At 68.0% G+C, this 20,597-nt stretch carries 24 protein-coding genes; 9 read left to right on the forward strand and 15 right to left on the reverse strand.

Going from position 1 to position 20,597, the window contains the following annotated elements; genetic code table 11:
- The first annotated feature begins 34 nt into the window (after positions 1 to 34).
- Both recR and def read left to right on the forward strand, forming a co-directional pair.
- Positions 35 to 631 (forward strand): recombination mediator RecR, encoded by a 597-nt coding sequence (recR, locus tag GCU42_RS00695; protein ID WP_114228306.1) that lies wholly within the window; start codon positions 35 to 37, stop codon positions 629 to 631.
- A 31-nt stretch (positions 632 to 662) separates the two neighbouring features.
- Positions 663 to 1,223, forward strand: a complete 561-nt coding sequence (gene def / locus GCU42_RS00700) for a peptide deformylase (protein WP_114228305.1) — start codon at positions 663 to 665, stop codon at positions 1,221 to 1,223.
- Between the two features lie 92 nt (positions 1,224 to 1,315).
- Here def and GCU42_RS00705 read toward each other — a convergent pair whose 3' ends face one another.
- Positions 1,316 to 1,708: a four-helix bundle copper-binding protein gene (locus GCU42_RS00705; protein ID WP_114228408.1), complete on the reverse strand. Its 393-nt coding sequence runs from the start codon at positions 1,706 to 1,708 to the stop codon at positions 1,316 to 1,318.
- A gap of 173 nt (positions 1,709 to 1,881) precedes the next feature.
- On the opposite strand from GCU42_RS00705, the gene GCU42_RS00710 reads away from it, so the two are divergent.
- The gene (locus GCU42_RS00710) at positions 1,882 to 3,270 is read left to right on the forward strand and encodes a DNA recombination protein RmuC (protein WP_114228304.1); all 1,389 of its coding nucleotides are present in this window, start codon (positions 1,882 to 1,884) and stop codon (positions 3,268 to 3,270) included.
- Positions 3,271 to 3,422: 152 nt separating this feature from the next.
- On the opposite strand, the gene GCU42_RS00715 is transcribed toward GCU42_RS00710, so the two are convergent.
- From GCU42_RS00715 to GCU42_RS00750, 8 genes are read right to left on the reverse strand one after another with little or no spacing between them, the layout of a single operon-like run.
- Positions 3,423 to 4,124, reverse strand: a complete 702-nt coding sequence (locus GCU42_RS00715; RefSeq protein WP_162789285.1) for an META domain-containing protein — start codon at positions 4,122 to 4,124, stop codon at positions 3,423 to 3,425.
- An 8-nt stretch (positions 4,125 to 4,132) separates the two neighbouring features.
- Positions 4,133 to 4,936: a TrmH family RNA methyltransferase gene (locus tag GCU42_RS00720; RefSeq protein ID WP_114228302.1), complete on the reverse strand. Its 804-nt coding sequence runs from the start codon at positions 4,934 to 4,936 to the stop codon at positions 4,133 to 4,135.
- A gap of 22 nt (positions 4,937 to 4,958) precedes the next feature.
- On the reverse strand, positions 4,959 to 5,231 hold the full coding sequence (locus GCU42_RS00725; RefSeq protein WP_114228301.1) for an HPr family phosphocarrier protein: 273 nt from the start codon (positions 5,229 to 5,231) through the stop codon (positions 4,959 to 4,961).
- Positions 5,228 to 5,635, reverse strand: coding sequence for a PTS sugar transporter subunit IIA (locus tag GCU42_RS00730; RefSeq protein ID WP_114228300.1), 408 nt, complete (start codon positions 5,633 to 5,635; stop codon positions 5,228 to 5,230). The genes GCU42_RS00725 and GCU42_RS00730 overlap by 4 nt, the downstream gene beginning before the upstream one ends.
- Positions 5,636 to 5,654: 19 nt before the next feature.
- Positions 5,655 to 6,587 carry an RNase adapter RapZ gene (gene rapZ / locus GCU42_RS00735; protein ID WP_114228299.1) on the reverse strand — a complete coding sequence of 311 codons (933 nt, stop codon included), beginning with the start codon at positions 6,585 to 6,587 and terminating at the stop codon, positions 5,655 to 5,657.
- Positions 6,584 to 7,018: an HPr kinase/phosphorylase gene (locus GCU42_RS00740; protein WP_114228298.1), complete on the reverse strand. Its 435-nt coding sequence runs from the start codon at positions 7,016 to 7,018 to the stop codon at positions 6,584 to 6,586. The genes rapZ and GCU42_RS00740 overlap by 4 nt, the downstream gene beginning before the upstream one ends.
- Positions 7,015 to 8,637: a sensor histidine kinase gene (locus GCU42_RS00745; RefSeq protein WP_114228297.1), complete on the reverse strand. Its 1,623-nt coding sequence runs from the start codon at positions 8,635 to 8,637 to the stop codon at positions 7,015 to 7,017. The genes GCU42_RS00740 and GCU42_RS00745 overlap by 4 nt, the downstream gene beginning before the upstream one ends.
- Positions 8,606 to 9,340, reverse strand: coding sequence for a response regulator transcription factor (locus GCU42_RS00750; protein WP_114228296.1), 735 nt, complete (start codon positions 9,338 to 9,340; stop codon positions 8,606 to 8,608). The genes GCU42_RS00745 and GCU42_RS00750 overlap by 32 nt, the downstream gene beginning before the upstream one ends.
- A 214-nt stretch (positions 9,341 to 9,554) precedes the next feature.
- Between GCU42_RS00750 and GCU42_RS00755 the strand changes: the two genes are divergently transcribed.
- Complete coding sequence (locus GCU42_RS00755; protein WP_114228295.1) at positions 9,555 to 11,165, forward strand: phosphoenolpyruvate carboxykinase; 1,611 nt, start codon at positions 9,555 to 9,557, stop codon at positions 11,163 to 11,165.
- A 19-nt stretch (positions 11,166 to 11,184) separates the two neighbouring features.
- On the opposite strand, the gene GCU42_RS00760 is transcribed toward GCU42_RS00755, so the two are convergent.
- Complete coding sequence (locus GCU42_RS00760) at positions 11,185 to 11,658, reverse strand: vgr related protein (protein ID WP_114228294.1); 474 nt, start codon at positions 11,656 to 11,658, stop codon at positions 11,185 to 11,187.
- A 108-nt stretch (positions 11,659 to 11,766) separates the two neighbouring features.
- Here GCU42_RS00760 and GCU42_RS00765 point away from each other — a divergent pair, with 108 nt between their 5' ends.
- The 4 genes from GCU42_RS00765 to GCU42_RS00780 all read left to right on the forward strand — a co-directional run bounded on the left by GCU42_RS00765 (position 11,767) and on the right by GCU42_RS00780 (position 15,003).
- The gene (locus GCU42_RS00765) at positions 11,767 to 12,003 is read left to right on the forward strand and encodes an acyl carrier protein (RefSeq protein WP_114228293.1); all 237 of its coding nucleotides are present in this window, start codon (positions 11,767 to 11,769) and stop codon (positions 12,001 to 12,003) included.
- Positions 12,004 to 12,138: 135 nt separating this feature from the next.
- A complete protein-coding gene (fabF, locus tag GCU42_RS00770) occupies positions 12,139 to 13,398 on the forward strand; it encodes a beta-ketoacyl-ACP synthase II (RefSeq protein WP_114228292.1) in 1,260 nt (419 codons plus the stop codon).
- 18 nt (positions 13,399 to 13,416) lie between these two features.
- The gene (mltG, locus tag GCU42_RS00775; protein ID WP_114228291.1) at positions 13,417 to 14,382 is read left to right on the forward strand and encodes an endolytic transglycosylase MltG; all 966 of its coding nucleotides are present in this window, start codon (positions 13,417 to 13,419) and stop codon (positions 14,380 to 14,382) included.
- Between the two features lie 72 nt (positions 14,383 to 14,454).
- The gene (locus tag GCU42_RS00780; protein ID WP_114228290.1) at positions 14,455 to 15,003 is read left to right on the forward strand and encodes a DUF4337 domain-containing protein; all 549 of its coding nucleotides are present in this window, start codon (positions 14,455 to 14,457) and stop codon (positions 15,001 to 15,003) included.
- A gap of 12 nt (positions 15,004 to 15,015) precedes the next feature.
- Here GCU42_RS00780 and GCU42_RS00785 read toward each other — a convergent pair whose 3' ends face one another.
- The 3 genes from GCU42_RS00785 to GCU42_RS00795 all read right to left on the reverse strand — a co-directional run bounded on the left by GCU42_RS00785 (position 15,016) and on the right by GCU42_RS00795 (position 17,233).
- Positions 15,016 to 15,378 carry an SH3 domain-containing protein gene (locus GCU42_RS00785; RefSeq protein WP_114228289.1) on the reverse strand — a complete coding sequence of 121 codons (363 nt, stop codon included), beginning with the start codon at positions 15,376 to 15,378 and terminating at the stop codon, positions 15,016 to 15,018.
- The gene (locus GCU42_RS00790; protein ID WP_114228407.1) at positions 15,323 to 15,694 is read right to left on the reverse strand and encodes a MarR family winged helix-turn-helix transcriptional regulator; all 372 of its coding nucleotides are present in this window, start codon (positions 15,692 to 15,694) and stop codon (positions 15,323 to 15,325) included. Before GCU42_RS00790 ends, GCU42_RS00785 begins: the two co-directional genes overlap by 56 nt.
- A 138-nt stretch (positions 15,695 to 15,832) precedes the next feature.
- Positions 15,833 to 17,233, reverse strand: a complete 1,401-nt coding sequence (locus GCU42_RS00795; RefSeq protein WP_114228288.1) for a leucyl aminopeptidase family protein — start codon at positions 17,231 to 17,233, stop codon at positions 15,833 to 15,835.
- Positions 17,234 to 17,316: 83 nt separating this feature from the next.
- Between GCU42_RS00795 and GCU42_RS00800 the strand changes: the two genes are divergently transcribed.
- Positions 17,317 to 18,414 carry an AI-2E family transporter gene (locus tag GCU42_RS00800; RefSeq protein ID WP_162789283.1) on the forward strand — a complete coding sequence of 366 codons (1,098 nt, stop codon included), beginning with the start codon at positions 17,317 to 17,319 and terminating at the stop codon, positions 18,412 to 18,414.
- On the opposite strand, the gene GCU42_RS00805 is transcribed toward GCU42_RS00800, so the two are convergent.
- Positions 18,411 to 19,190, reverse strand: a complete 780-nt coding sequence (locus GCU42_RS00805; protein ID WP_114228286.1) for an SDR family oxidoreductase — start codon at positions 19,188 to 19,190, stop codon at positions 18,411 to 18,413. The genes GCU42_RS00800 and GCU42_RS00805 overlap by 4 nt on opposite strands.
- Positions 19,171 to 20,577: a 30S ribosomal protein S12 methylthiotransferase RimO gene (gene rimO / locus GCU42_RS00810; protein WP_114228285.1), complete on the reverse strand. Its 1,407-nt coding sequence runs from the start codon at positions 20,575 to 20,577 to the stop codon at positions 19,171 to 19,173. Before rimO ends, GCU42_RS00805 begins: the two co-directional genes overlap by 20 nt.
- Positions 20,578 to 20,597 lie beyond the last annotated feature (20 nt).

The following is a 20,597-nucleotide window of genomic DNA, read 5'->3' on the forward strand; positions in this document are numbered from 1 at the left end:
GGCCTAGCAGGCGCGAAATTCCTACATCGGCCGCATGGCCTCCCAGGAAATCGAAGCCCTCAGCGGCGCGCTGGCCCGCCTTCCCGGGCTCGGCCCCCGCTCGGCGCGGCGCGCGGTGCTACACCTGATGAAGAAGCGCGAGGGCGCGCTGATGCCCTTGCTCGCCGCTCTGCAGACCGTCGCCGACAAGCTCTCGACCTGCTCGGTCTGCGGTAACGTCGACACCGCCGACCCCTGCAGCATCTGCCGCGATCCGCGCCGCGACGCCGCCAGCCTGTGCGTGGTCGAGGAAGTCGCCGACCTGTGGGCGCTCGACCGCAGCCGCCTGTTCCCCGGCCGTTACCATGTGCTCGGCGGTCGTCTCTCCGCGCTCGACGGGGTTCGGCCCGAGGACCTCGCCATCGAGCAACTGGTCCGCCGCATCGCCGCCGGCGGGATCGACGAGGTGGTGCTGGCGATGAACGCCACGCTCGAAGGGCAGACCACCGCCCACTACCTCGCCGAACGGCTCGAGAAATTCCCCATCCGCCTGACCCAGCTCGCCCACGGCCTCCCGGTCGGCGGTGAGCTCGACTATCTCGACGAGGGCACGCTGGCGCAGGCGCTGCGAGCCCGCCGCCCGGTTGCTTGAACCAGCCACGCCAACCGCCTAACCGCGCGCCATGTCCCTGCTCCCCATCATCGAAATTCCCGACCCCATCCTGCGCGCGCCCTCGGCGCCGATCGAGCGGGTCGACGACGAATTGCGTGCCACCATCGCGAACATGTTCGAGACGATGTACGACGCCCCCGGCATCGGCCTCGCCGCGGTCCAGGTCGCGATCCCGCGCCGGCTGGTGGTGATCGACCTCCAGGATCCCGACCCCAACGCCGAGGTGGCGGAAGGCGAAGAGCCCAAGCCGGTCCGCCGCCCGCACGTCTTCATCAATCCCGAGATCGTCCACGCTTCGGACGCGACCAAGCTCTACACCGAGGGTTGCCTCTCGATCCCCGATCACTATGCCGAGGTCGAGCGCCCCGACATCATCCGCGCCCGCTGGCTCGACGAGCAGGGCCGGCAACAGGAAGCCGAGTTCGACGGGCTGATGAGCGTCTGCCTCCAGCACGAGGTCGACCACCTCGATGGCGTGCTGTTCATCGACTATCTCTCGCGATTGAAGCGCGACATGATCGTCAAGAAAGTGGTCAAGGCCCGCGGGACGCGCGGCGCGAAGGCGCTCTGATCCGTCATCCCGGCGAAGGCCGGGATCTCAGCGAGAACTCGCACCCCTTGGTAAATTGACCTGAGGTCCCGGCCTGCGCCGGGACGACGGATTCAGGCCGCCAGGCTCATCGCCGCATTGCGACAATCCGCCGCGCACTCGCGGCAGATCTGCGCGCACAGCTTGCAATGCTCATGCTCGTGGCGCTCGCATTCGGCTGCGCACTGCTCGCACATCCGCGCGCAAAGCTCGAGCAGCTCGCGCAGGATGAGGTTGTCGTCCCCGGTCCGCCGCAGCCCCAGCCGCGCGGTCGCCTCGCAGATGTCCGAGCAGTCGAAGCAGAGCCGGATGCACTGCGTCATGTCCATTTTCTCGGCCAGGCACGAATCCGCGCAGCTCAGGCACATTTTCGCGCAATACATCAGGTGGTGCACCGCATCGCCCAGGGCCTGGTTATCGTGCTTGGCGCTGGCCGGGTGAAGGCCGATCATCTTGCGAATGGACATGAGCTTCGAATTCCTCCTCGTCATTGCGAGCGTAGCGAAGCAATCCACTTCACCCCACCCCGTGGCGGTATAACAACTGGATTGCCGCGTCGCTCCGCTCCTCGCAATGACGATCTTGAGCGCGCGCGGCAGGACGAGTAGGGTTCTCTTTCTGTTCTTGAGGGGCGTCTGCGATGGAAATGGGTTTGGCGATCGCCGCGATCGTGGCGCTGCTGGTCGGTCTGGCGGTCGGCTGGTGGCTCGGCCAGCGCCCGCTCGCCGCCCTTCAGTCTGAGGTCGCTACCCTCCGCGATTCCCGCGTCGCCGCCGAGCGCGAACTCGCGCTCACCGCCGAGCAGGCCCGCCGTCTCGCCCAGACCGAGGCGATGCTCCGCGCCGTCACCGAGGAGCGTGACGCCGATCGCCAGGCCCGCGCCGCGCTCGAGGCGGATTCTCGCAATTTCGACAAGCAGCTGAAGCTGCTTCAGGAATCGAAGGATCAGTTGGTCACCCAGTTCCGCGAGGTCGGCGACAAATTGCTTGAAAAGGCGCAGACCGACTTCCTCGCCAAGGCCGACGACCGGCTGGCCAAGGCCGACCTTGAACAGACCAGCAAGTTGCGCACCCTGCTCCAGCCGGTCGAAACCACCTTGAAGCGCTACGAAGAGGGCCTCGCCCGGGTCGAGAAGGAGCGGGTCGATCATTACGCCGGCCTCCGAGAGGCGGTCGAATTGGTCCGCGCGGGGCAGGGGCAGGTCCGCGACGAGGCCCGCCGCCTCGTCACCGCCTTGACCTCGAGCCCGAAGCAGCGTGGCCGCTGGGGCGAGCAGAGCTTGCGCAACGTCCTCGTCCAGGCGGGCCTCGTCGAGAATATCGACTTCCACATGGAAGTGTCGGTCGAGACCGACGACGGGCGCCAGCGCCCCGATGCGATCGTCAACCTGCCGCAGGGTCGCAAGCTGATCGTCGACGCCAAATGCTCCTTGAACGCCTATCTCGATGCGTGTGACGAGGTCGACGACGAGAAGCGCACCGCCTGCTTCCGCGCGCATCTGGCGTCCATCGTCCGCCACGCTCAGCAACTCGGCTCCAAGGCCTATTGGACCCAGTGGGGCGAGGCGGCCGACTATGTCGTCATGTATATTCCCGGCGAGCATTTCCTCTCCGCCGCGCTCGAGCAGGATCCCGAGCTGTGGGAGAAGGCGTTCAAGGACCGCGTCCTCCTCGCCACCCCGACCAACCTTGTCGCCATCGCCCGCACCGTCGCCAGCGTCTGGCGGCAGGAGAAGCTCGCCGAGGCCGCCGAGGAGATCGCCGCGCTCGGCAAGGAGCTCCACTCGCGCCTCGCCACCATGGCTGAGCATGTCGGCCGAATGGGGAAGAACCTCGCCACCGCCAACGCCGCCTACAATCAGATGGTCGGCAGCTTCGAAAGCCAGGTCTTCACCCAGGCCCGCCGCTTCGAGACGCTCGGTGCGGGGAGCAACAAGGAGATCGCGCCAGCGCCGATGCTCGAAGTCAGCCCGCGCCCGCTGACCAAGCTTGCCGCGCCCGCCACCGATCTGCCGGAGGCCGCCGAATAGCCCGGCGATTGCAAAGTAGGATTTCGCCTGCTTCGCTCCGCGCGGCTCTTTGCATCGTCGAACAAGCGCCCCGCGCAAAAGGGCCTGACGTACAAAACTTTACCGGCCGGCCTACGGACTCGCCTGTGCGTGAAGTTCGCGAAGATTTGCGGTCAATTCTGGCGGCGCAGACGAATTGTTCCCGCGCTGTTCGCGAGTTCGAGATCGAGGTCGGGCAGCGTCCGCAGGGTGACCGGTTGGGCGAGGATGCGGCCCGCTTCGTCCTCGAACCGCATGTCGGGGCAGGCCATTCGGGTGGCGATGATCGGCCCGGCGGTCAGGCCATTCGGGCTGGCGCGGTAGGTCCCGCTCATCCGGTTGCAGCCGAACTGGCCGCTCAGCCGGTCGCGGGTGAAGGCGAGAGTGAAGCGCGGGCCACCGCCGGTCGCGCGACCATTGACCGCCAGCACGCTCCAACTGCTGTCCTGCAGCCGACTTTCGCTTGCCACCGGATCGCCGCCGCAGCCTTCGAACGAGCGGCCGTCAACCCTGAGCTGGACCTTGTCGGGATAGATCCGATCGCTCATCCCGTCGCTGCACCGCGAATGGACGATGTTCACCCCCATCCGCGGCGTCTGATAGATCTCGCCCGCAAAGCCGACGATCACCCGCGGCTGGGGCACCACGATCCGCTGGCCCGGCCGCGCCGCCTCGGTGAAGATCATGTCGCGGCCGTCGAGCGTCAGGCTCCAGAACGGCTCGGTCCCGACCGCGCGATAGGCGCCGGGTGCGGGACCGGGGCCTGGCAGCGGAGCGGGGAGGGGTGCGCAGGCGGCAAGGCCGAGCGCGAGCGACAAGGCGGCGAGTCGTTCCATGCGCGTTTCTATCGCCTGCGCCAGCTTGCTGTCACCTGAAAGGCCATCACCGCGGCGGCGATCGCCGCGTTGAGGCTGTCCGCACGCCCGGCCATCGGGATTTTCACCAGCAAGTCGCATTCGGCTTCGTAGGCGGCAGGAAGTCCCTGGCTTTCGTTGCCGATCAGCAGGAAGCAGGGCTGCTCGTAGGTCGCGGCAAGATAGTCGGTGTCGGTCCGCAGCGAGGTGCCGACGAGTTGGCCCGGGCCATCGCGTAGCCAGCTAAGAAACTCGGCCCACGGCGCCTGCACTACCTTCTGCGTGAAGGTCGCGCCCATCGAGGCGCGCACAGCCTCGACCGAATAGGGATCGGCGCTGTCGTCGACGAGGATCAGCCCGCCCGCGCCGACCGCGTCGCCGGTGCGCAAGATGGTCCCGATGTTGCCCGGATCGCGTAGGCGCTCGGCGACGAACCACAGGCCGGCAGTTGAGCGATCAAGGTCGGCGAGGCGGGTGGTCGGCTGGCGGTAGGCGGCGAGCAACGCCTGCGGATTATCCTTGCCGCTCATCTTGGAAAGGATGTCGGCGCTGGTCTCGATCGCGTCGCCGCCGGCCGCCTCGGTCGCGGCGACGATCTCGGCGGCGAGCGGGTGGAGCGGCTGGCCGCCCGCAAATACGATCGTCTCGGGCAGCAAGCCGCTATCGCGCGCCTCGGCGATGATCCGCAGTCCCTCGGCGAGGAACATGCCCGTATCCCGCCGCGCCTTCTTGTCGCGGAGCGCGCGGAGTTGCTTGACGGTATCGTTGCCGAAGGAGGTGATCAGGCGGGGCATGACGGTCGACCGGAGAGCGAGGTCACTCTTCCCCGAACTTGTCCACGACCAGCCCGACCAGTTGTGCCAGCGCGTCGTCGGCGCCTTCGCCAGCCGCGCGGATCTCGATCGTGTCGCCCATCGCCGCGCCGAGCATCATCAGCCCCATGATCGACGTCCCGCACACCGCGTGCCCGTCCTTGGCGACCTCGATCTCGGCGGGCAGCTGCGCCGCCAGATTGACGAACTTGGCGCTGGCCCGCGCGTGGAGCCCGCGCTTGTTCTCGATCAGCACCTGCTGGCTGAGCGCGTTCAAGCCGCGGCCTCACCGAGAATTTCGGACGCGACCGAGATGTACTTGCGCCCCGCCTCGCGCGCGGCGGCGACCGCGGCGCGTACGCTCATCACCTTGCGCGCGCCCTCGAGGCGGATCAGCATCGGTAGGTTGACCCCGGCGATGACCTCGATCTGCTCGCTCTTCATCAGGCTGATGGCGAGGTTGGACGGGGTGCCGCCGAACAGGTCGGTAAGGACGATCACGCCATTCCCGCGCTCAACCTTGCCGATCGCCTCGGCAATGTCGCGGCGGCGCGCTTCCATGTCGTCGTCGGCGTCGATGCAGACCGACTCGATCGCCTCCTGCGGGCCGACCACATGCTCAAGGGCGGTGACGAACTCGGCCGCGAGCCGGCCGTGGGTCACCAGAACTAAACCGATCATGTTCGTTGTCGTATCTCGTTCAGATGCTTGCTGCCGGTTCGAGCCCGGACTCATCCTCGATGGAATCGCTGGGCTTCAGCGACAGATCGCGATGCCGGATATTCGGCGAAAAGCCGCGGGCGCGCAACCGCTCGCCCATTCCGACCGCCGCAGCCACGGAGCGGTGTCTCCCGCCGGTACAGCCGAACGCCACCTCGACATAGCTTTTGCCCGCCGTCCCGAAGCGGGGAAGCACCTCGGCGAGCAACGCCTCGACCCGGTCCATGAAGGGCGCGAAACCCTCCTGCGCGGCGACATAGTCGCGCACCGGCGCGTCGCGCCCGGTCAGCGGCCGCAGCTCCTCGACCCAATGCGGGTTGGGCAGGAAGCGCAGGTCGAACACATAATCGGCGGTGCGGCTGATCCCGCGGGCGAAGCCGAAGCTCATGATCGTCAGCACCGGCTCGTCGCTTTCACCGCCATAACGCCGGCGCAATTCGTCGCGCAGGTCGGCAGGGGTGAAGTCGGTGGTGTCGAGCACCGAATCGGCCGCCAGCCGGAGTGTTGCGGTCAGGTTGCGCTCGCGCGCGACGCCATCCTCGGCCGGGCGATCGGGGGCGAGGGGATGACGCCGGCGGGTCTCGTCATAGCGCCGCATCAACTCGGTGCCGGTGGCGTCGAGGTAGAGGATTTCGGGGGACACGCCTTCGACCGAGTGAATGAGCTCGGGCAGCCGCTCGGGATCGAACCCGCGGCTGCGCGAGTCCATCCCGATCGCGACATGCGCGTCGCGGCGGGCGCGGTCGGCGCCGTGGACGAAGTCGTGGACCAGCGCAGTCGGCAGATTGTCGACCGTGTCCCACCCCATATCCTCGAGCGCGTCGAGAACGCTCGACTTGCCCGCCCCCGACATGCCGGTCACCAGCAGCAGGCGGGGGAGCCGCTTGGCGCTGCGTCGTTCGGTCCGGCTCATCGCACGCCCACCCGTTCGAGCGCGAAGGCGACCTTGGTGGCGGCGCTGGCGGTCTTCGCATCGACGCTGATCAGCGGCACGGTCACTCCCACTATCCTCCGTTCGCGCGCATCGTCGGGCATCCGCTCGATCTCATTAGTCAGTTCCACCGTCAGCGCCACGGGGACATCATCGTCATGCGCCAGCGTGACGATGCCGAGCCCGCGGATCTCGAGCTTACCGGCGATGGTGGCGGGCGCCGAGGCGCGCAACGTTTCGCCGACCCGGTGAACGATCGTCTGGTCGTCGCTGACCAGCCGCCAGCCGCGGTCGATGAGCCGCAGCGCGAGATCGGACTTGCCGCTGCCCGAGGGGCCGCAGATCAGCACCGCGCGGCCGTCGTGGGCGACAGTCGTGGCATGGATCGTCTCGCTAGACAGGCGCGCGGTCATCGTGGCGCCTCGGGGGTCTCGGGGACGGCGGGCAGGCGGATGGTGAAGCGCGCGCCCGACGGCGCGTCGTCGCGGTCGGCGACGTGAATCTCGCCGTCGTGCCCGGCGACGATCGCCTTGGCGATGGCGAGGCCGAGCCCCGAATGACGGCCGAACCCACCGCTTTCGGGGCGGACCGAATGGAAGCGGTTGAAGATCGCCTCGCGCGCGTCGGCCGGAACGCCCGGCCCCTCGTCGTCGATGCGGATCTTCACGTCAGGGCCGAGCCGCGCGACCGCGATCTCGACCAGTCCGCCGCTCGGCGAGAAGCTCACCGCATTGTCGATGAGGTTGTCGATCGCTCGCGCCAGCCGCCCCGCTTCGCCCATCACCAGTGCGCTGCCGCGGCGGGGGCGGGCGAAGGCGATCCGCACCGAGCCGGTCAGGCGACGCTCCTCCCAGCTGGCGACGAGTTGGCCGACCAGCTCGCCCAGGTCGACCGGCTCGAACCGTGCGCGGGCCAGCTCGGCGTCGGTCCGCGCCGCCTCGCCGATGTCGCCGATCAGCCGGTCCAATCGCCGCACGTCCTGCCGGACGATGTCGAGCAATTGCCCCTTGAGCTTGGGATCGTCGATCCGCTCGAGCCCGTCGACCGCGCTGCGCAGCGAGGCGAGCGGGTTCTTGAGTTCGTGGGTGACGTCGGCGGCGAACGCCTCGGTGTTCTCGATCCGCTGGCGCAGCGCCTGGCTCATGTCGCTGACCGAGCGGGCGAGCAGGCCCAGCTCGTCCTTGCGGCTCGGCAGGCGAGGCACCTTGACCTCGCGCGACCGCCCGAGCCGGACCCGGTGTGCGGCGAGCGCGAGGCGGCGCAGTGGGCGGGCAATGGTTCGTGCGAGGAACAGCGAGAGCAGCACCGAGAAGACCGTCGCGAACAACAGTCCGGCGGCCAGCTTGCGCCGCTCGGCCCTCACCGTGGTTGTGAAATCATGGTCATTGTAGGTGACCAGCAGTGTGCCGCCCGACGCGACCGGCGCGGCGACCGAGATGACCGGCGTCCGGTCGGGCGCGAGTCGAACGGCGGAGACCATCTGCCGGTCACGCGCGGCGGCGCGCCCCTCGGGCCACGCCTGTAGGCGGTCCACCGCCGGTTCGAGATATTCGGACGGGGTCGGCGTGCCGGTGATCGCGTCGAACGCCCGGTCGAGGCTGCGCGCGGCGGCCTTGGTCCAAGGCTGCTCGTTGGGATCGCGTAGTTCGTAGGTCGGGCCGCTGCTGCGCCAACTGTCGAGGACCAGCGCGCCCGCGGGATCGAACAGGCGGAACCGGCTGTAGCTCTGGGCGCCGATCCGGGCGAGGAAGATGTTGCGGTCGGAATCCGGAAGGCTGCTCAGCGCCGCCGCCGCCATGCCGGCTTCGCGCCGGACCTGGAATTCGCGCTCTTCCTCGAGCCGGTTGCGGAAGCTGTCGAGGAACAAGATCGCCAGCGCGACCAGCAACAGGGTAATGACGTTGACGCCGAGGATCCGGCGCCGCAGCGACCAGCCGCGGCTCCAGCCGAGCCTTAGCCCGCGCTCGACCGGATCGTCGTCGAGCGGGAGAGGCTCGGCGTCATTCGTCGCCGAAGCGGTAACCGACGCCATAAAGGGTTTCGATTGCATCGAAGGCGGGATCGATACTGCGGAACTTGCGACGCACCCGCTTGATATGACTGTCGATCGTCCGGTCGTCGACATAAACGTCGTCCTGATAGGCGACGTCGAGCAACTGGTTGCGGCTTTTCACCACCCCCGGGCGCTGCGCGAGCGCCTCGAGGATCAGGAATTCGGTCACGGTGAGGGTCACTGGCTGGCCGTCCCACCGCACCTGGTGGCGGGCGGGGTCCATCACCAGTCGCCCGCGTTCGAGCAGTGGCTGTTCTTCCGCCGCTACCGCGTCGGCCTCGGCGCCGTTGCCGCCGCCGCGGCGGACCATCTCGGCGCGGCGCAGGATGGCGCGGATGCGGGCGATCAGCAGGCGCTGGCTGAAGGGCTTGGCGATATAGTCGTCGGCGCCCATCGCGAGGCCGAGCGCCTCGTCCTGCTCCTCGTCCTTGGAGGTCAGGAAGATGACCGGCATCAGCGCCGCCGCGCCGCCTTCGCGTAGGCGCCGGAGCAGCTCCATCCCGTCCATCGCCGGCATCTTGATGTCGAACACGCCAAGGTCGGCGGGATTGTCGGCGAGCGCCTTCAGGGCCGCCGGCGCGTCCGAATAGACCCGGGTGACGAATCCCTCGGACTGGAGGGCGATCGACACCGAGGTGAGGATGTTGCGGTCGTCGTCGACCAGCGCGATGACCTGGCTCAATCCATGTCCCTCGAAGAGACCGCCGCCCTACCGAGCGTGTCCAAGTGAGACAAGCCGGATGACCCGTTTTGACCGGGCAACCTTTTCCGGCTTATAGCGCTTAGCGCATACGTATGCGGCGGCAGCTCCCAGTGACGGGTGCACGCCGCCGTTTGCGTATCTGACTCATGGCGAGCGCCCTCAAGTCGGGGCATCAGTTTAAAGGATTTCTTCAGTGGCGAACCGCGTTCCGCAGCATGGGCTGGACCAGCAGGGCATCAGGACCGATGCCGAACTCTTCTGGAACCTGAGCACCGCGCCGCTCGTGGAGCAGGCGGTCAGCCGCGGCGAAGGCCTGCTCGCCAAGGACGGTCCGCTGGTGGTCAAGACCGGCCGCCATACCGGCCGCTCGGTCCAGGACCGCTTCGTCGTGCGCGACGCGACCACCGAGAGCGTGGTCTGGTGGGGCAAGTCCAACAAGCCGATGGACCCCGACGCGTTCGACCGCCTCCACGCCGATTTCCTCCGTGCGCTGGCCGACCAGCCGACGCTCTACGTCGCCGACCTCTTCGGCGGTTCGCAGCCCGAGCATCGGATCAACGTCCGGGTGATTAACCAGTACGCCTGGCACAATTTGTTCATCCGCACGATGCTGGTCCGCCCCGAAGTGAGCGAGCTCGCCGGCTTCGTCCCCGACTACACCATCATCGACCTGCCGAGCTTCCGCGCCGACCCCGACAAGCACGGTTGCCGCACCGAAACGGTGATCGCGATCAACTTCACCAAGAAGCTGATCCTCATCGGCGGCACCGAATATGGCGGCGAGATGAAGAAGAGCGTGTTCGGCTTGCTGAACTTCCTGCTGCCTGAGCAGGGGATCATGCCGATGCACTGCTCGGCCAATATCGGCCCTGAGGGCGACACCGCCATCTTCTTCGGGCTGTCGGGCACCGGCAAGACGACGCTCTCCGCCGACCCCAAGCGCACCCTCATCGGCGACGACGAGCATGGCTGGTCGGACACCGCGGTCTTCAATTTCGAAGGCGGTTGCTACGCCAAGATGATCCACCTCTCGGCCGAGGCCGAGCCCGAGATCTTCGCCACCACCAAGCGCTTCGGCACGGTGCTCGAGAATGTCGTCATGGACCCAGAGACGCGTGAGCTCGACCTCGACGACAACACGCTCGCCGAGAACAGCCGCGGGGTCTACCCGATCGACTTCATCCCCAACGCGTCCGAAAAGAACATGGGGCCGCTGCCCAAGACGATCGTGATGCTGACCGCCGATGCGTTCGGCGTGCTGCCCCCGATCGCTCGGCTCACTCCCGACCAGGCGATGTTCCACTTCCTCTCGGGTTACACTGCCAAGGTCGCCGGCACCGAGATCGGCGTGGTCGAGCCCGAGGCGACCTTCTCGACCTGCTTCGGCGCGCCCTTCATGCCGCGTCACCCGTCAGTCTACGGCAACCTCCTCAAGGAGCGGATCGCCAAGGGCGGAGTCACCTGCTGGCTGGTCAACACCGGTTGGACCGGCGGCAAATATGGCGAGGGCAGCCGGATGCCGATCAAGGCCACCCGCGCCCTGCTCAATGCGGCCCTCGACGGCAGCCTCAACAATGCCGAGTTCCGCAAGGACCCCTATTTCGGCTTCGAGGTGCCGGTCGCGGTGCCGGGCGTCGACAGCGGCATCCTCGACCCGCGCTCGACCTGGGCCGATCCCCAGGCCTACGACGCGATGGCCGCCAAGCTGGTCGACCTGTTCTGCGAGAATTTCGAGCAGTTCGCAGACCATGTCGAGGAAGGCGTCCGCAACTGCCAGCCCAAGGTCGTCGCCCAAGCGGCGTAAGCATTGCCGTCCATGCGCGTCAGGCGCGCATGGACGGCTGCCCGACGAAGGGCAGCGTCATTGCCGCCACCTCATCACTGTACGGCACCAGCGCGCCCTTCGAGCGAAGGAAGCGGTGGCGTACGATCTCGGCCTGCTGCTCGAGCCCGTAGCGGTCGAACCGCCGCTCAGGGTCGGGGACGTAGGCATAACGACAGAAGGGGTGGCGCATCAGCGGCAAATACCAGCGGCCGCCTTTCTGCGTCTGCCAGACGTGCGTCAGCTCGTGCATCAGCAACCCCTGCAGGCTGAGCGGCCCAAGCGCGAAGTCGTCGAGCCAGTGCGGGTCGTCCGGATGGAAATGCACGTTCCCTGTCGGCGACATCACGATCCCCTTGGGCTGGAATGGCCACCACTTGCCGCGGATCAGCTTCACCCGCTCGAGGTCGAGCGCCGCGCCGAACGTCGCGTGGGCCAGCTCTTTCTCGCCGGTTGTCAGGGGGCGCTGCTCCATTCACCTCATGTAAGAGGCGCCCGTCGCGCGGGGAAGCGCAAGGCTTGCCGCCGCTTCGCGCCGCCGCTAACGCACCGTGCAAATATCAACGGGAAGGAAAGTACCACCATGAGCGAGACCGCCGAGCGGGTGAAGAAGATCGTCGTCGAGCATCTCGGCGTCGAGGCCGACAAGGTCACCGAGGAAGCCAGCTTCATCGACGATCTGGGTGCCGACAGCCTCGACATCGTCGAGCTGGTGATGGCCTTCGAGGAAGAGTTCGGGGTCGAGATTCCCGACGACGCGGCCGAGAAGATCGCCACGGTCAAGGACGCGATCGACTATATCGATCAGCACCAGGGCTAAGCCCGAGGGCATCCTTTCGCCCGTTCGCCCGGAGCTTGCTCCCGGGCCGCCCTTTCTGCACAGAAGGGGCAAGAACAGGGCTTCGACAGGCTCAGCCCGCACGGGACTGGGCCTGTTGTTTATGGAGAAGACGTGATGCGGCGTGTGGTCGTAACGGGATTGGGTCTGGTCACTCCGCTCGGCGCGGATGTCGAGACGACGTGGGCGAACCTCTTGGCCGGCAAGAGCGGCGCCGGGCCGATCACGCATTTCGACACGTCCAATCAGAAATGCCACATCGCCTGTGAGGTGAAGCCGGCCGATCACGAATATGGCTTCGACCCCAACAAGCGCGTCGACCACAAGGTCCAGCGCCAGGTCGACCCGTTCATCGTCTTCGGCATCGACGCCGCCGGCCAGGCGCTTGAGGACGCCGGCCTGACCGAAATGAGCCAGGCGGACAAGGAGCGAGCGGGCGTCTCGATCGGCAGCGGAATCGGCGGCCTGCCCGGCATCGAGAGCGAAAGCCTGGTGCTCGCCGAAAAAGGTCCGGGCCGGGTTAGCCCGCACTTCGTCCACGGCCGCCTGATCAACCTCATCTCGGGCCAGGTTTCGATCAAATACGGCTTGATGGGCCCGAACCATGCGGTGGTGACCGCCTGCTCAACCGGCGCTCATTCGATCGGCGACGCCGCGCGGATGATCCGCGACGACGATGCCGACATCATGCTGGCGGGTGGCGCCGAGGCGACCATCTGCCCGATCGGCGTTGCCGGCTTCGCCCAGGCCCGTGCGCTCAACATGAGCTATAACGACCGGCCCGAGCAGGCCAGCCGCCCCTACGACAAGAACCGTGACGGCTTTGTCATGGGCGAGGGGGCCGGCGTCGTCGTGCTCGAGGAATATGAGCATGCCAAGGCGCGCGGCGCCAAGATCTATGCCGAGGTGGTCGGCTACGGCCTGTCGGGCGACGCCTATCACGTCACCGCCCCGCATCCCGAGGGCAAGGGCGCCGAGCTCGCCATGCGGATGGCGCTCAAGAAGGCCGGGCTCGAGCCCAAGGACATCGACTACATTAATGCCCACGGCACCTCGACCATGGCCGACACGATCGAGCTCGCCGCCGCCAAGCGCGTCTTCGGCGACAACCTGTCGGGCGCCTCGATGAGCAGCACCAAGTCGGCGATCGGCCACCTGCTTGGCGGCGCCGGCGCGGTCGAGAGCATCTTCTGCATCCTCGCCATCCGCGACCAGGTCGTCCCGCCGACGCTCAACCTCGACGATCCTGACGAAGGGACCGAAGGGGTCGATCTCGTCCCGCACAATGCGAAGAAGCGGCCGGTCCGCGCGGCGCTCAACAACAGCTTCGGCTTCGGCGGCACCAACGCCTCGCTGATCGTCAAGGCGGTCGACTGAGCGGAGGGCTCTGCGCCCGTGATTAAGCGTCTCCTCATCGCCGTCCCCGTGCTCGCCGTCCTGGCGGCGCTGGCGCTCATCTACGCCCTCTGGTGGGGCGGGGGCGCGGCGACGACGCAGAGCATCATCGTCGAGGAAGGCGCGACGCTGACCCGGCTCTGCCCGGGCCTGGCGAAGAAAGGCCTCATCCCCGGCAGCTGCGAGACCTATCGCGGCATGGCGCGGCTGTTCGGCTCGAAGGACCCGATCCAGGCGGGCGAGTTCAAGGTGCCGGCCCACACCGACGGCGCCGCGCTGCTCGACCTCCTCCAGCACGGCCAGCCGCTGTCGCGTCTCGTCACCGTGCCCGAGGGGACGCCGTCGATCCTGATCGAGGAGAAGCTCGCCGCGGTGCCTTATCTGACCGGCCCCACGCCGACGCTTGCCGAGGGCTCGGTCTTGCCCGACAGCTACAGCTACCAGCGCGGCGAAACCCGCCAGCAGGTCGCCGCCCGGATGACCGCGGCGATGACCAAGGAACTCGCGGCGCTGTGGGCCAGGCGCAAGCCGACCTGCCCGGTCGCCACGCCCGAGCAGGCGGTCACCCTCGCCTCGATCGTCGAGAAGGAGACCGGCAAGCCCGCCGAGCGCCGCATCGTCGCCGGCGTCTATTGCAACCGCCTCAAGATCGGGATGAAACTCGATGCCGACCCGACGGTCATCTACCCGGTGACCAAGGGCAAGCCGCTCGGCCGCCGCATCCTCCGCTCCGAGCTCGACGCCGACAACGGCTACAACACCTACCGCGGCGCCGGTTTGCCGGAAGGCCCGATCGCCAACCCGGGCAAGGCCAGCATCGCCGCGGTGCTCGACCCCGAGCCGAGCCAATATCTCTATTTCGTCGCCGACGGCACTGGCGGGCACGTCTTCGCCCGAACGCTCGCCGAGCACGACGCCAACGTCGCCAAGTGGCGCGCCATCCGCAAGGCGCGCGGCGAGCTCTAAGGCCCTCCGACAAGTTCATCGCCAGACCACCCGGACGCAATCTGGCGACGTGCACAGCCGGGAGCGAAGCCCATGGAAATCGAACTCAGCAGCGCCGCCGAGGACAAACGGCTCAACCGTCTCGTCGCCATCACCGTGGTCGTCTTCTCGGTCGCCACCGGCCTCGGCAACATCAAGGATGGCAACATCGTCCAGGCGATGAGCCAGGCCCAGGCCAACTCGCTCGACCGCTGGAACGAGTATCAGTCGACGCGGACCAAGCTCCACATCGTCGAAACCGCCCGCGCCGAGCTGGCGGCGTTGCAGGCGAAGCCGTCGGACCAGGCCGCCGCATTCGACGCGGACGCCGCCAAATACCGCGCCGAAGCGCCGCGGCTCGCGGCCGAGGCCAAGGGCTTCTCCGCCGAATACGACCGGCTCAACATCCACGACGACCAGTTCGACGCCGCCGAAGCCTCGCTCACCACCGCCATCTCCATCGCGGCGGTGGCGGCGCTGGCCGAGAGCTGGCTGCCACTCTTCTTCGCCTGGGCGTTCGGCGCGTTCGGTTTGCTAATGACGCTCGCCGGCTTCATGGGCTGGGGCTTCCACCCCGATCTGCTGAGCAATTTGCTCGGCTGATCCGGTTTGAGATTAGCGGACCGCTTCGCTCCGAACATAGCCTACCAGTCCGTCGGCATAGCCCCATGCCCAGCCGCGGCTGTTGTCGAGCATGCGAAGCGTCGTCCCGGCCGGAAGATCGGTGATCACCGCGGCATCGGCCGCAGGCGCCTGCAACAGCGGCGCAGCCGAGCGCAACTCTCGATTCAGCGGCTCGGCAAAGTGCGAGGCGATCACGGTGCCGACCAGCGCGACGTCGGCGAGGTCCTGGCGATAGGCGTGAGTGCGCGGGTCGGGCAGGTTGCTGGGCCCGGCGAGCGGCCAGCCGCCCGGCGGCGGATTAGTGGCTGTGAGCGAGCTGGCTGAGCGCGGGGCGGCTGCCGCGGCGGTCGGCATCGCCGTCGCTGCGGTCGCTGCCGCGTTCGGAACCCCGGATGTTGCGCTTGAAGCCTTCAAGAAAATCTGCCCCGACCTGCGTACGGACGACGAACACGTTACGGCGGTCGTCTTGATCACGTTCGCGGCGCAGATAGCTTAGCGCACCCAGGGTATTCAAGGCGCGGGTCACCACCGGCTTACTGACCCCGAGGACTTTGGCGAGACCGCGCACGGTGTGAGGGCCGGGCGTCAGATAGACGATCATCAAAAGCGCCATCTGCCGATTGGTCAAATCGGGTTCACCGGACCGCACATACCCGACTAGGGCGCGCATCCACCCGCTCAGCGATACCTCGCTCATTGGACTGGAAACTCCTGAACCATATGCTTGGCTCAGTTAACGGGCCGCTATGGGAAATGTTGCGTATCCGACAGGACCGGTCGTCAAAAAAGACGTATTTAATCAGTCCGCTTAAGCCGCGAAACGGGCCTTCAGCGCCGCGTGGACCGCGCGCAGGCCCAGCGCCTCGCCGCCCTTGGGCCGCCCCGGCTTGGCCGCCGGCCGCCAGGCGAAGGTGTCGAGATGCGCCCACACCACGCCTTCGGGAACGAAGCGGCGGAGGAACAGCGCGGCAGTGACCGAGCCCGCCATTCCGCCTTCGGCACTATTGACCATATCGGCGAGGTCGGACTTCAGCATCTCATCATAACCGTCCCATAATGGCATGCGCCACAGTGGATCGTTCACCTCGCCCCCGGCGCCCAGCAGCGCCGCGGCGAACTCGTCATCGTTGACGAAGGTCGCGGGCAGGTCGGGGCCGAGCGCCACCCGCGCCGCGCCGGTGAGCGTGGCGAAGTCGACGATCAGCTCGGGCTTCTCCTCGCCCGCGCGGGTCAGCACATCGCCGAGGATCAGCCGTCCTTCGGCGTCGGTATTGTCGACCTCCACCGTTTGTCCCGAGCGGCTGGTCAGCACGTCCCCGGGACGGAAGGCGTCGCCCGCCACTGCATTCTCGACCGCGGGGATCAGCAGGTGGAGGCGCACCGGCCAGCGCTCGGTCGTGATCAGCCGCGCCAGCGCCAGCGCATGTGCCGCCCCGCCCATGTCCTTCTTCATCAGCCGCATGCCGCTCGCCGGCTTGAGGTCGAGCCCGCCGCTATCGAAGCAGACGCCTTTGCCGATCACCGCCAGCCGCGGTGCGTCCGCCTTGCCCCAGCTGAGTTCGATCAGCCGCGGGGCGCGGGCGGGAACCGCCGCCCGGCCCACCGCGGCGATCATCGGATAGCCCTTGGTCAGCGCCTCCCCGCCGGTGACGGTGATTGTCGCGCCGACCTCGTCGGCAAGCGCCCGCACCGCCGCCTCCAGCTCGGCCGGGCCCATGTCGGCCGACGGCGTGTCGACAAGGTCGCGGACCAGCGCGGTCGCCCCAGCCAGCCGCACCGTCTCGTCGACCCGCGCTACGTCGCGCGCCACCAGCACCCGCGCGCCCTTAGGCTCCGCCGGCTTGCTCTTGTAGGTCTCGAACTTGTGCTGAGCGAGCAGCCAGCCGAGCCCGCCCGCGCCGAGCGGCGCCTCGTCGGCCAGCCGATAGGCGCCGGCCGGAAGCTTGTCGGCCGCGCCCGCCAGATCCCACGGTCCAAGGTCGGCCGGGTCGGCCACCCCGACCAGCACGTCGAAGTTGGCGGCATTGTCCTTGCCGGGCAGCAGCAACGACTGCCCCGGCTTGCCCTCGAACCCCGCCGCTTCGACCAGCGCCAGTCGCTGGCCGCCGTGTCGACGCAGCCAGTCGGGCAGGCGCTCGGGCGTGAGCAGGTGAAGCGCACGCGCCTCGTCGTTGCGGTCGGGGCGGAGGAGGGCGGCGAAGTCGATCATGCCGGGACCCTAGCGGCGGTCGTGCGCTTGCGGAATATCCGCGCGCCTTTATCCAGGGGAAGGCGACAAAGGGGGCGACGACGGTGGGGAAACAGGTTCAGCGGGCGCCGCATGGGGTCACCCCGGGCATACGCGTCCGCCAGACGTTGCTGGTCGCGTCGGTGGTCGCGCTTGCGGCGTGGGTCGCCTATGAATTCCTCGTGCCCTTGGCGTGGGCGGCGGTACTTGCCATCGCCGAATGGCCGCTGTTCGCTATCGCCCGCCGCCGCTGGCCGGGCCACGACCTGCTGCTGGCGCTCGCTTTCGCCTTGCTGACCGCGCTGATCGTGTTGGTCCCGCTGTCCCTCGCCGGGGTGACGCTGGCGCAGGAAAGCCAGGCAGCCGCCGCGTGGGTGATGAAAGTTCAGAAAAGTGGCCTCCCGCCGCCCGCGTGGCTGGCCTCGGTCCCGCTGGCGGGCGAGCGGTTGCAAGCGGCGTGGCAGCAGCATCTCGGCACTCCGCAGGGCGCCAACGCCCTGCTCGGCTCGATCAGCGCCACCTCGGTGCTCGGCTGGACCCGCTCGGTCGGCGGGCTCCTCGCGCAGGAGTTGGGGCTTTTCCTCATCACTCTGATCGCGCTCGTTTCCTTGCTCAGCCGTGGCGCGCAGGTCCGCGCCCATGCCGAGCGCATGGCCGACGGCTTGTTCGGCGAGTTCGGCCGAGAATTCCTCGGGCGAATGATCGAGGCGGTGCGCGGGGTCGTCAGCGGCACCGCCATCGTCTCCTTCGGCGAGGGCGCGATCATCGGGGTCGGCTATTTCGTCGCCGGCGTCCCCCAGCCGCTGCTGTTCACCGTCTTCACCATCCTCCTCGCGCTGGTCCCGTTCGGGGCGTGGGCGGCGTTCGGGGTCGCGTCGCTGATCCTGCTCGGGACTGGCGTCATCTGGGCGGGCGTCCTGCTGTTCGTCTTCGGGGTCGCGGTGATGACCATCGGCGACAATGTGGTGCAGCCCTCGGTGATCGGCAGCGCGGTCGAGCTGCCCTTCCTGATGGCGATGATCGGCGCGTTCGGCGGCCTGGCCGAAATGGGGCTGGTCGGGCTGTTCGTCGGCCCGGTGATCATGGCCGCGCTGCTGCTGGTCTGGCGCGAGTGGATCCGGCCAAAGGTCGAGGAAGAAGCCGACGAGGCCGCGGCCGCCTAGCCCGGGCTTGCCGCCGAACCGGCGAGCAGCCCGCCGTCGATGTCGAGCTCGGACCCCGTCACATAGGCCGATTCGTCGGCGGCGAGGTAGGCGACCAGCGCGGCCACTTCGTCGACCGTGCCGAACCGCTTGAGCGGCGTGTCGGCGACCAGCTTGGCCATCCGCTCCTCGCGGCCGGGCGCGTCGCCGATCATCGCTTCCCACATCTCGGTCAGGATGGCGGCGGGATGAACGCTGTTGCAGCGGATCCGCCAGCCCTGCTGCGCGCAATAGAGCGCGACCGACTTGGTGTGATTGCGGATCGCCGCCTTGGACGAGGCGTAAGCCGCCGCACCGGGAATGCCGACCAGTCCCGAGCGCGAGGAGATGTTGATGATGGATCCCGTCCCCGCTGCCTTCATCGCGCGGATCGCGTAGCGGCAGCCGAAGAAGGTGCCGTCGAGGTTGGTCGCGTGAACCGCGTGCCATTTCGCCAGGCTGGCATGCTCGGGATCGTGGGCCGCGGGCCCATGCTCGAAGCCGGTCACCCCGGCATTGTTGACCAGCACGTCGCAAGCGGGTTCGACGGCTTCGAGCGCGGCCCAGTCTGCTTCCAGCCGCACGTCGAGCCGGCGGAAGCGCGCGCCGAGCTCGGCGGCGGCGGCCTCGCCGGCTTCTTCATCGACGTCGGTCAGCAGCACCTCGCCGCCCTCGTCGGCGAAGCGCCGCGCAATCGCCAACCCGATGCCGCGCGCGGCGCCGGTGACGATGCAGCGCTTAGCCTCGAGCCGCCTCACGGCTTTCTTCCTGGGCCACCAAGGCCGGCACGCCGAACAAGTCGTGCTCGTCCGATTCCTCGACCACGACGCTGACGATGTCCCCGGCGGTGAGGTCGCCCGCATCGCGCAGGTGGACCTCGCCGTCGATCTCGGGGGCGTCGGCCTTGCTGCGGCCGGTGGCGCCGCCGCTCTCGGCGTCGACCGCGTCGATGATGACGTCGAGCGTCTGGCCGACCTTGGCGGCCAGCTTCTCGGCGCTGATGCGCGCGGTCAGTTCCATCACGCGGGCGTAGCGCTCTTCCTTGAGTTCGGGCGCGACATGGTCGGGAAGGTCGTTGGCGGGGGCGCCCTCGACCGGCTCGAAGCGGAAGGCGCCGACGCGGTCGAGGCGGGCTTCTTCGAGCCACTCGAGCAGATATTCGCAATCCTCTTCGGTCTCGCCGGGGAAGCCGACCACGAAGCTCGAACGGATCGCGATGTCGGGGACTTCGCGGCGCCACTGGACCAGCCGCTCGAGCACCCGCGCCTCGTTGGCGGGGCGGCGCATCGACTTCAGGATCTTCGGACTGGCGTGCTGGAAGGGAATGTCGAGGTAAGGGAGGATCAGCCCTTCGGCCATCAGCGGCATGATCCGGTCGACGTGCGGGTAGGGATAGACATAGTGCAGTCGCACCCACGGTCGCTCGCCGTCGGGGGTGCGCAGTTCGCCCAGCGCCGCGGCGAGGTCGGTCATGTGCGCCCGCACCTCGCGCCCCTTCCACGGCCACGCCTGGTGCTTGAGGTCGAGGCCGTAGGCGCTGGTGTCTTGGCTGATCACCAGCAATTCGCGGGTGCCAGCGGCGAGCAACTTCTCGGCTTCGCGCAGGATCGCATCCGGGCGCCGACTGACGAGGTCGCCGCGGATCTGCGGGATGATGCAGAAAGCGCAACGGTGATTGCAGCCCTCGGAAATCTTGAGATAGCTGTAGTGGCGCGGGGTCAGCTTCAAACCGCCGAACGCCGCCGGATCGGCCTGGGGCACGAGGTCGAGATAGGGCGAGCGCGGCGCAGGCGCCGCCTCGTGCACCGCCTCGACGACCTGCTCATATTGATGCGCACCGGTGATCGCGAGCACCTGCGGGAAGCGGTCGCGGATGACCTCGGCCTCGCGGCCCATGCAACCGGTGACGATCACTCGGCCGTTTTCGGCGATGGCCTCGCCGATCGCCTCGAGGCTCTCTTCCTTGGCGCTATCCAAGAAGCCGCAGGTGTTGACCAGCACGACGTCGGCGCCGGCATAGTCGGGCGACATCTGATAGCCGTCGGAGCGGAGCTGCGAGAGGATGCGCTCGCTGTCGACCAGATTCTTGGGACAGCCGAGCGAAACCATGCCCACGCGGGGCGGCGAAGGAAGACGGGTTGCCATGGGAGCGGCGCCTGTAACCG

This window comes from Sphingomonas ginsengisoli An et al. 2013, from assembly GCF_009363895.1.
GTDB classification, from domain to species: domain Bacteria; phylum Pseudomonadota; class Alphaproteobacteria; order Sphingomonadales; family Sphingomonadaceae; genus Sphingomicrobium; species Sphingomicrobium ginsengisoli.

Coding starts and splice junctions, on each gene's coding strand:
- rimO (WP_114228285.1), bottom strand. CDS start 20,577: ATGGCAACCCGTCTTCCTTCGCCGCCCCGCGTGGGCATGGTTTCGCTC.
- GCU42_RS00730 (WP_114228300.1), bottom strand. CDS start 5,635: ATGATCGGTTTAGTTCTGGTGACCCACGGCCGGCTCGCGGCCGAGTTC.
- fabF (WP_114228292.1), top strand. CDS start 12,139: ATGCGGCGTGTGGTCGTAACGGGATTGGGTCTGGTCACTCCGCTCGGC.
- GCU42_RS00780 (WP_114228290.1), top strand. CDS start 14,455: ATGGAAATCGAACTCAGCAGCGCCGCCGAGGACAAACGGCTCAACCGT.
- GCU42_RS00740 (WP_114228298.1), bottom strand. CDS start 7,018: ATGACCGCGCGCCTGTCTAGCGAGACGATCCATGCCACGACTGTCGCC.
- recR (WP_114228306.1), top strand. CDS start 35: ATGGCCTCCCAGGAAATCGAAGCCCTCAGCGGCGCGCTGGCCCGCCTT.
- GCU42_RS00745 (WP_114228297.1), bottom strand. CDS start 8,637: ATGGCGTCGGTTACCGCTTCGGCGACGAATGACGCCGAGCCTCTCCCG.
- GCU42_RS00715 (WP_162789285.1), bottom strand. CDS start 4,124: ATGGAACGACTCGCCGCCTTGTCGCTCGCGCTCGGCCTTGCCGCCTGC.
- GCU42_RS00720 (WP_114228302.1), bottom strand. CDS start 4,936: ATGCCCCGCCTGATCACCTCCTTCGGCAACGATACCGTCAAGCAACTC.
- rapZ (WP_114228299.1), bottom strand. CDS start 6,587: ATGAGCCGGACCGAACGACGCAGCGCCAAGCGGCTCCCCCGCCTGCTG.
- GCU42_RS00760 (WP_114228294.1), bottom strand. CDS start 11,658: ATGGAGCAGCGCCCCCTGACAACCGGCGAGAAAGAGCTGGCCCACGCG.
- def (WP_114228305.1), top strand. CDS start 663: ATGTCCCTGCTCCCCATCATCGAAATTCCCGACCCCATCCTGCGCGCG.
- GCU42_RS00705 (WP_114228408.1), bottom strand. CDS start 1,708: ATGTCCATTCGCAAGATGATCGGCCTTCACCCGGCCAGCGCCAAGCAC.
- GCU42_RS00795 (WP_114228288.1), bottom strand. CDS start 17,233: ATGATCGACTTCGCCGCCCTCCTCCGCCCCGACCGCAACGACGAGGCG.
- GCU42_RS00785 (WP_114228289.1), bottom strand. CDS start 15,378: ATGCCGACCGCCGCGGCAGCCGCCCCGCGCTCAGCCAGCTCGCTCACA.
- GCU42_RS00765 (WP_114228293.1), top strand. CDS start 11,767: ATGAGCGAGACCGCCGAGCGGGTGAAGAAGATCGTCGTCGAGCATCTC.
- GCU42_RS00790 (WP_114228407.1), bottom strand. CDS start 15,694: ATGCGCGCCCTAGTCGGGTATGTGCGGTCCGGTGAACCCGATTTGACC.
- GCU42_RS00710 (WP_114228304.1), top strand. CDS start 1,882: ATGGAAATGGGTTTGGCGATCGCCGCGATCGTGGCGCTGCTGGTCGGT.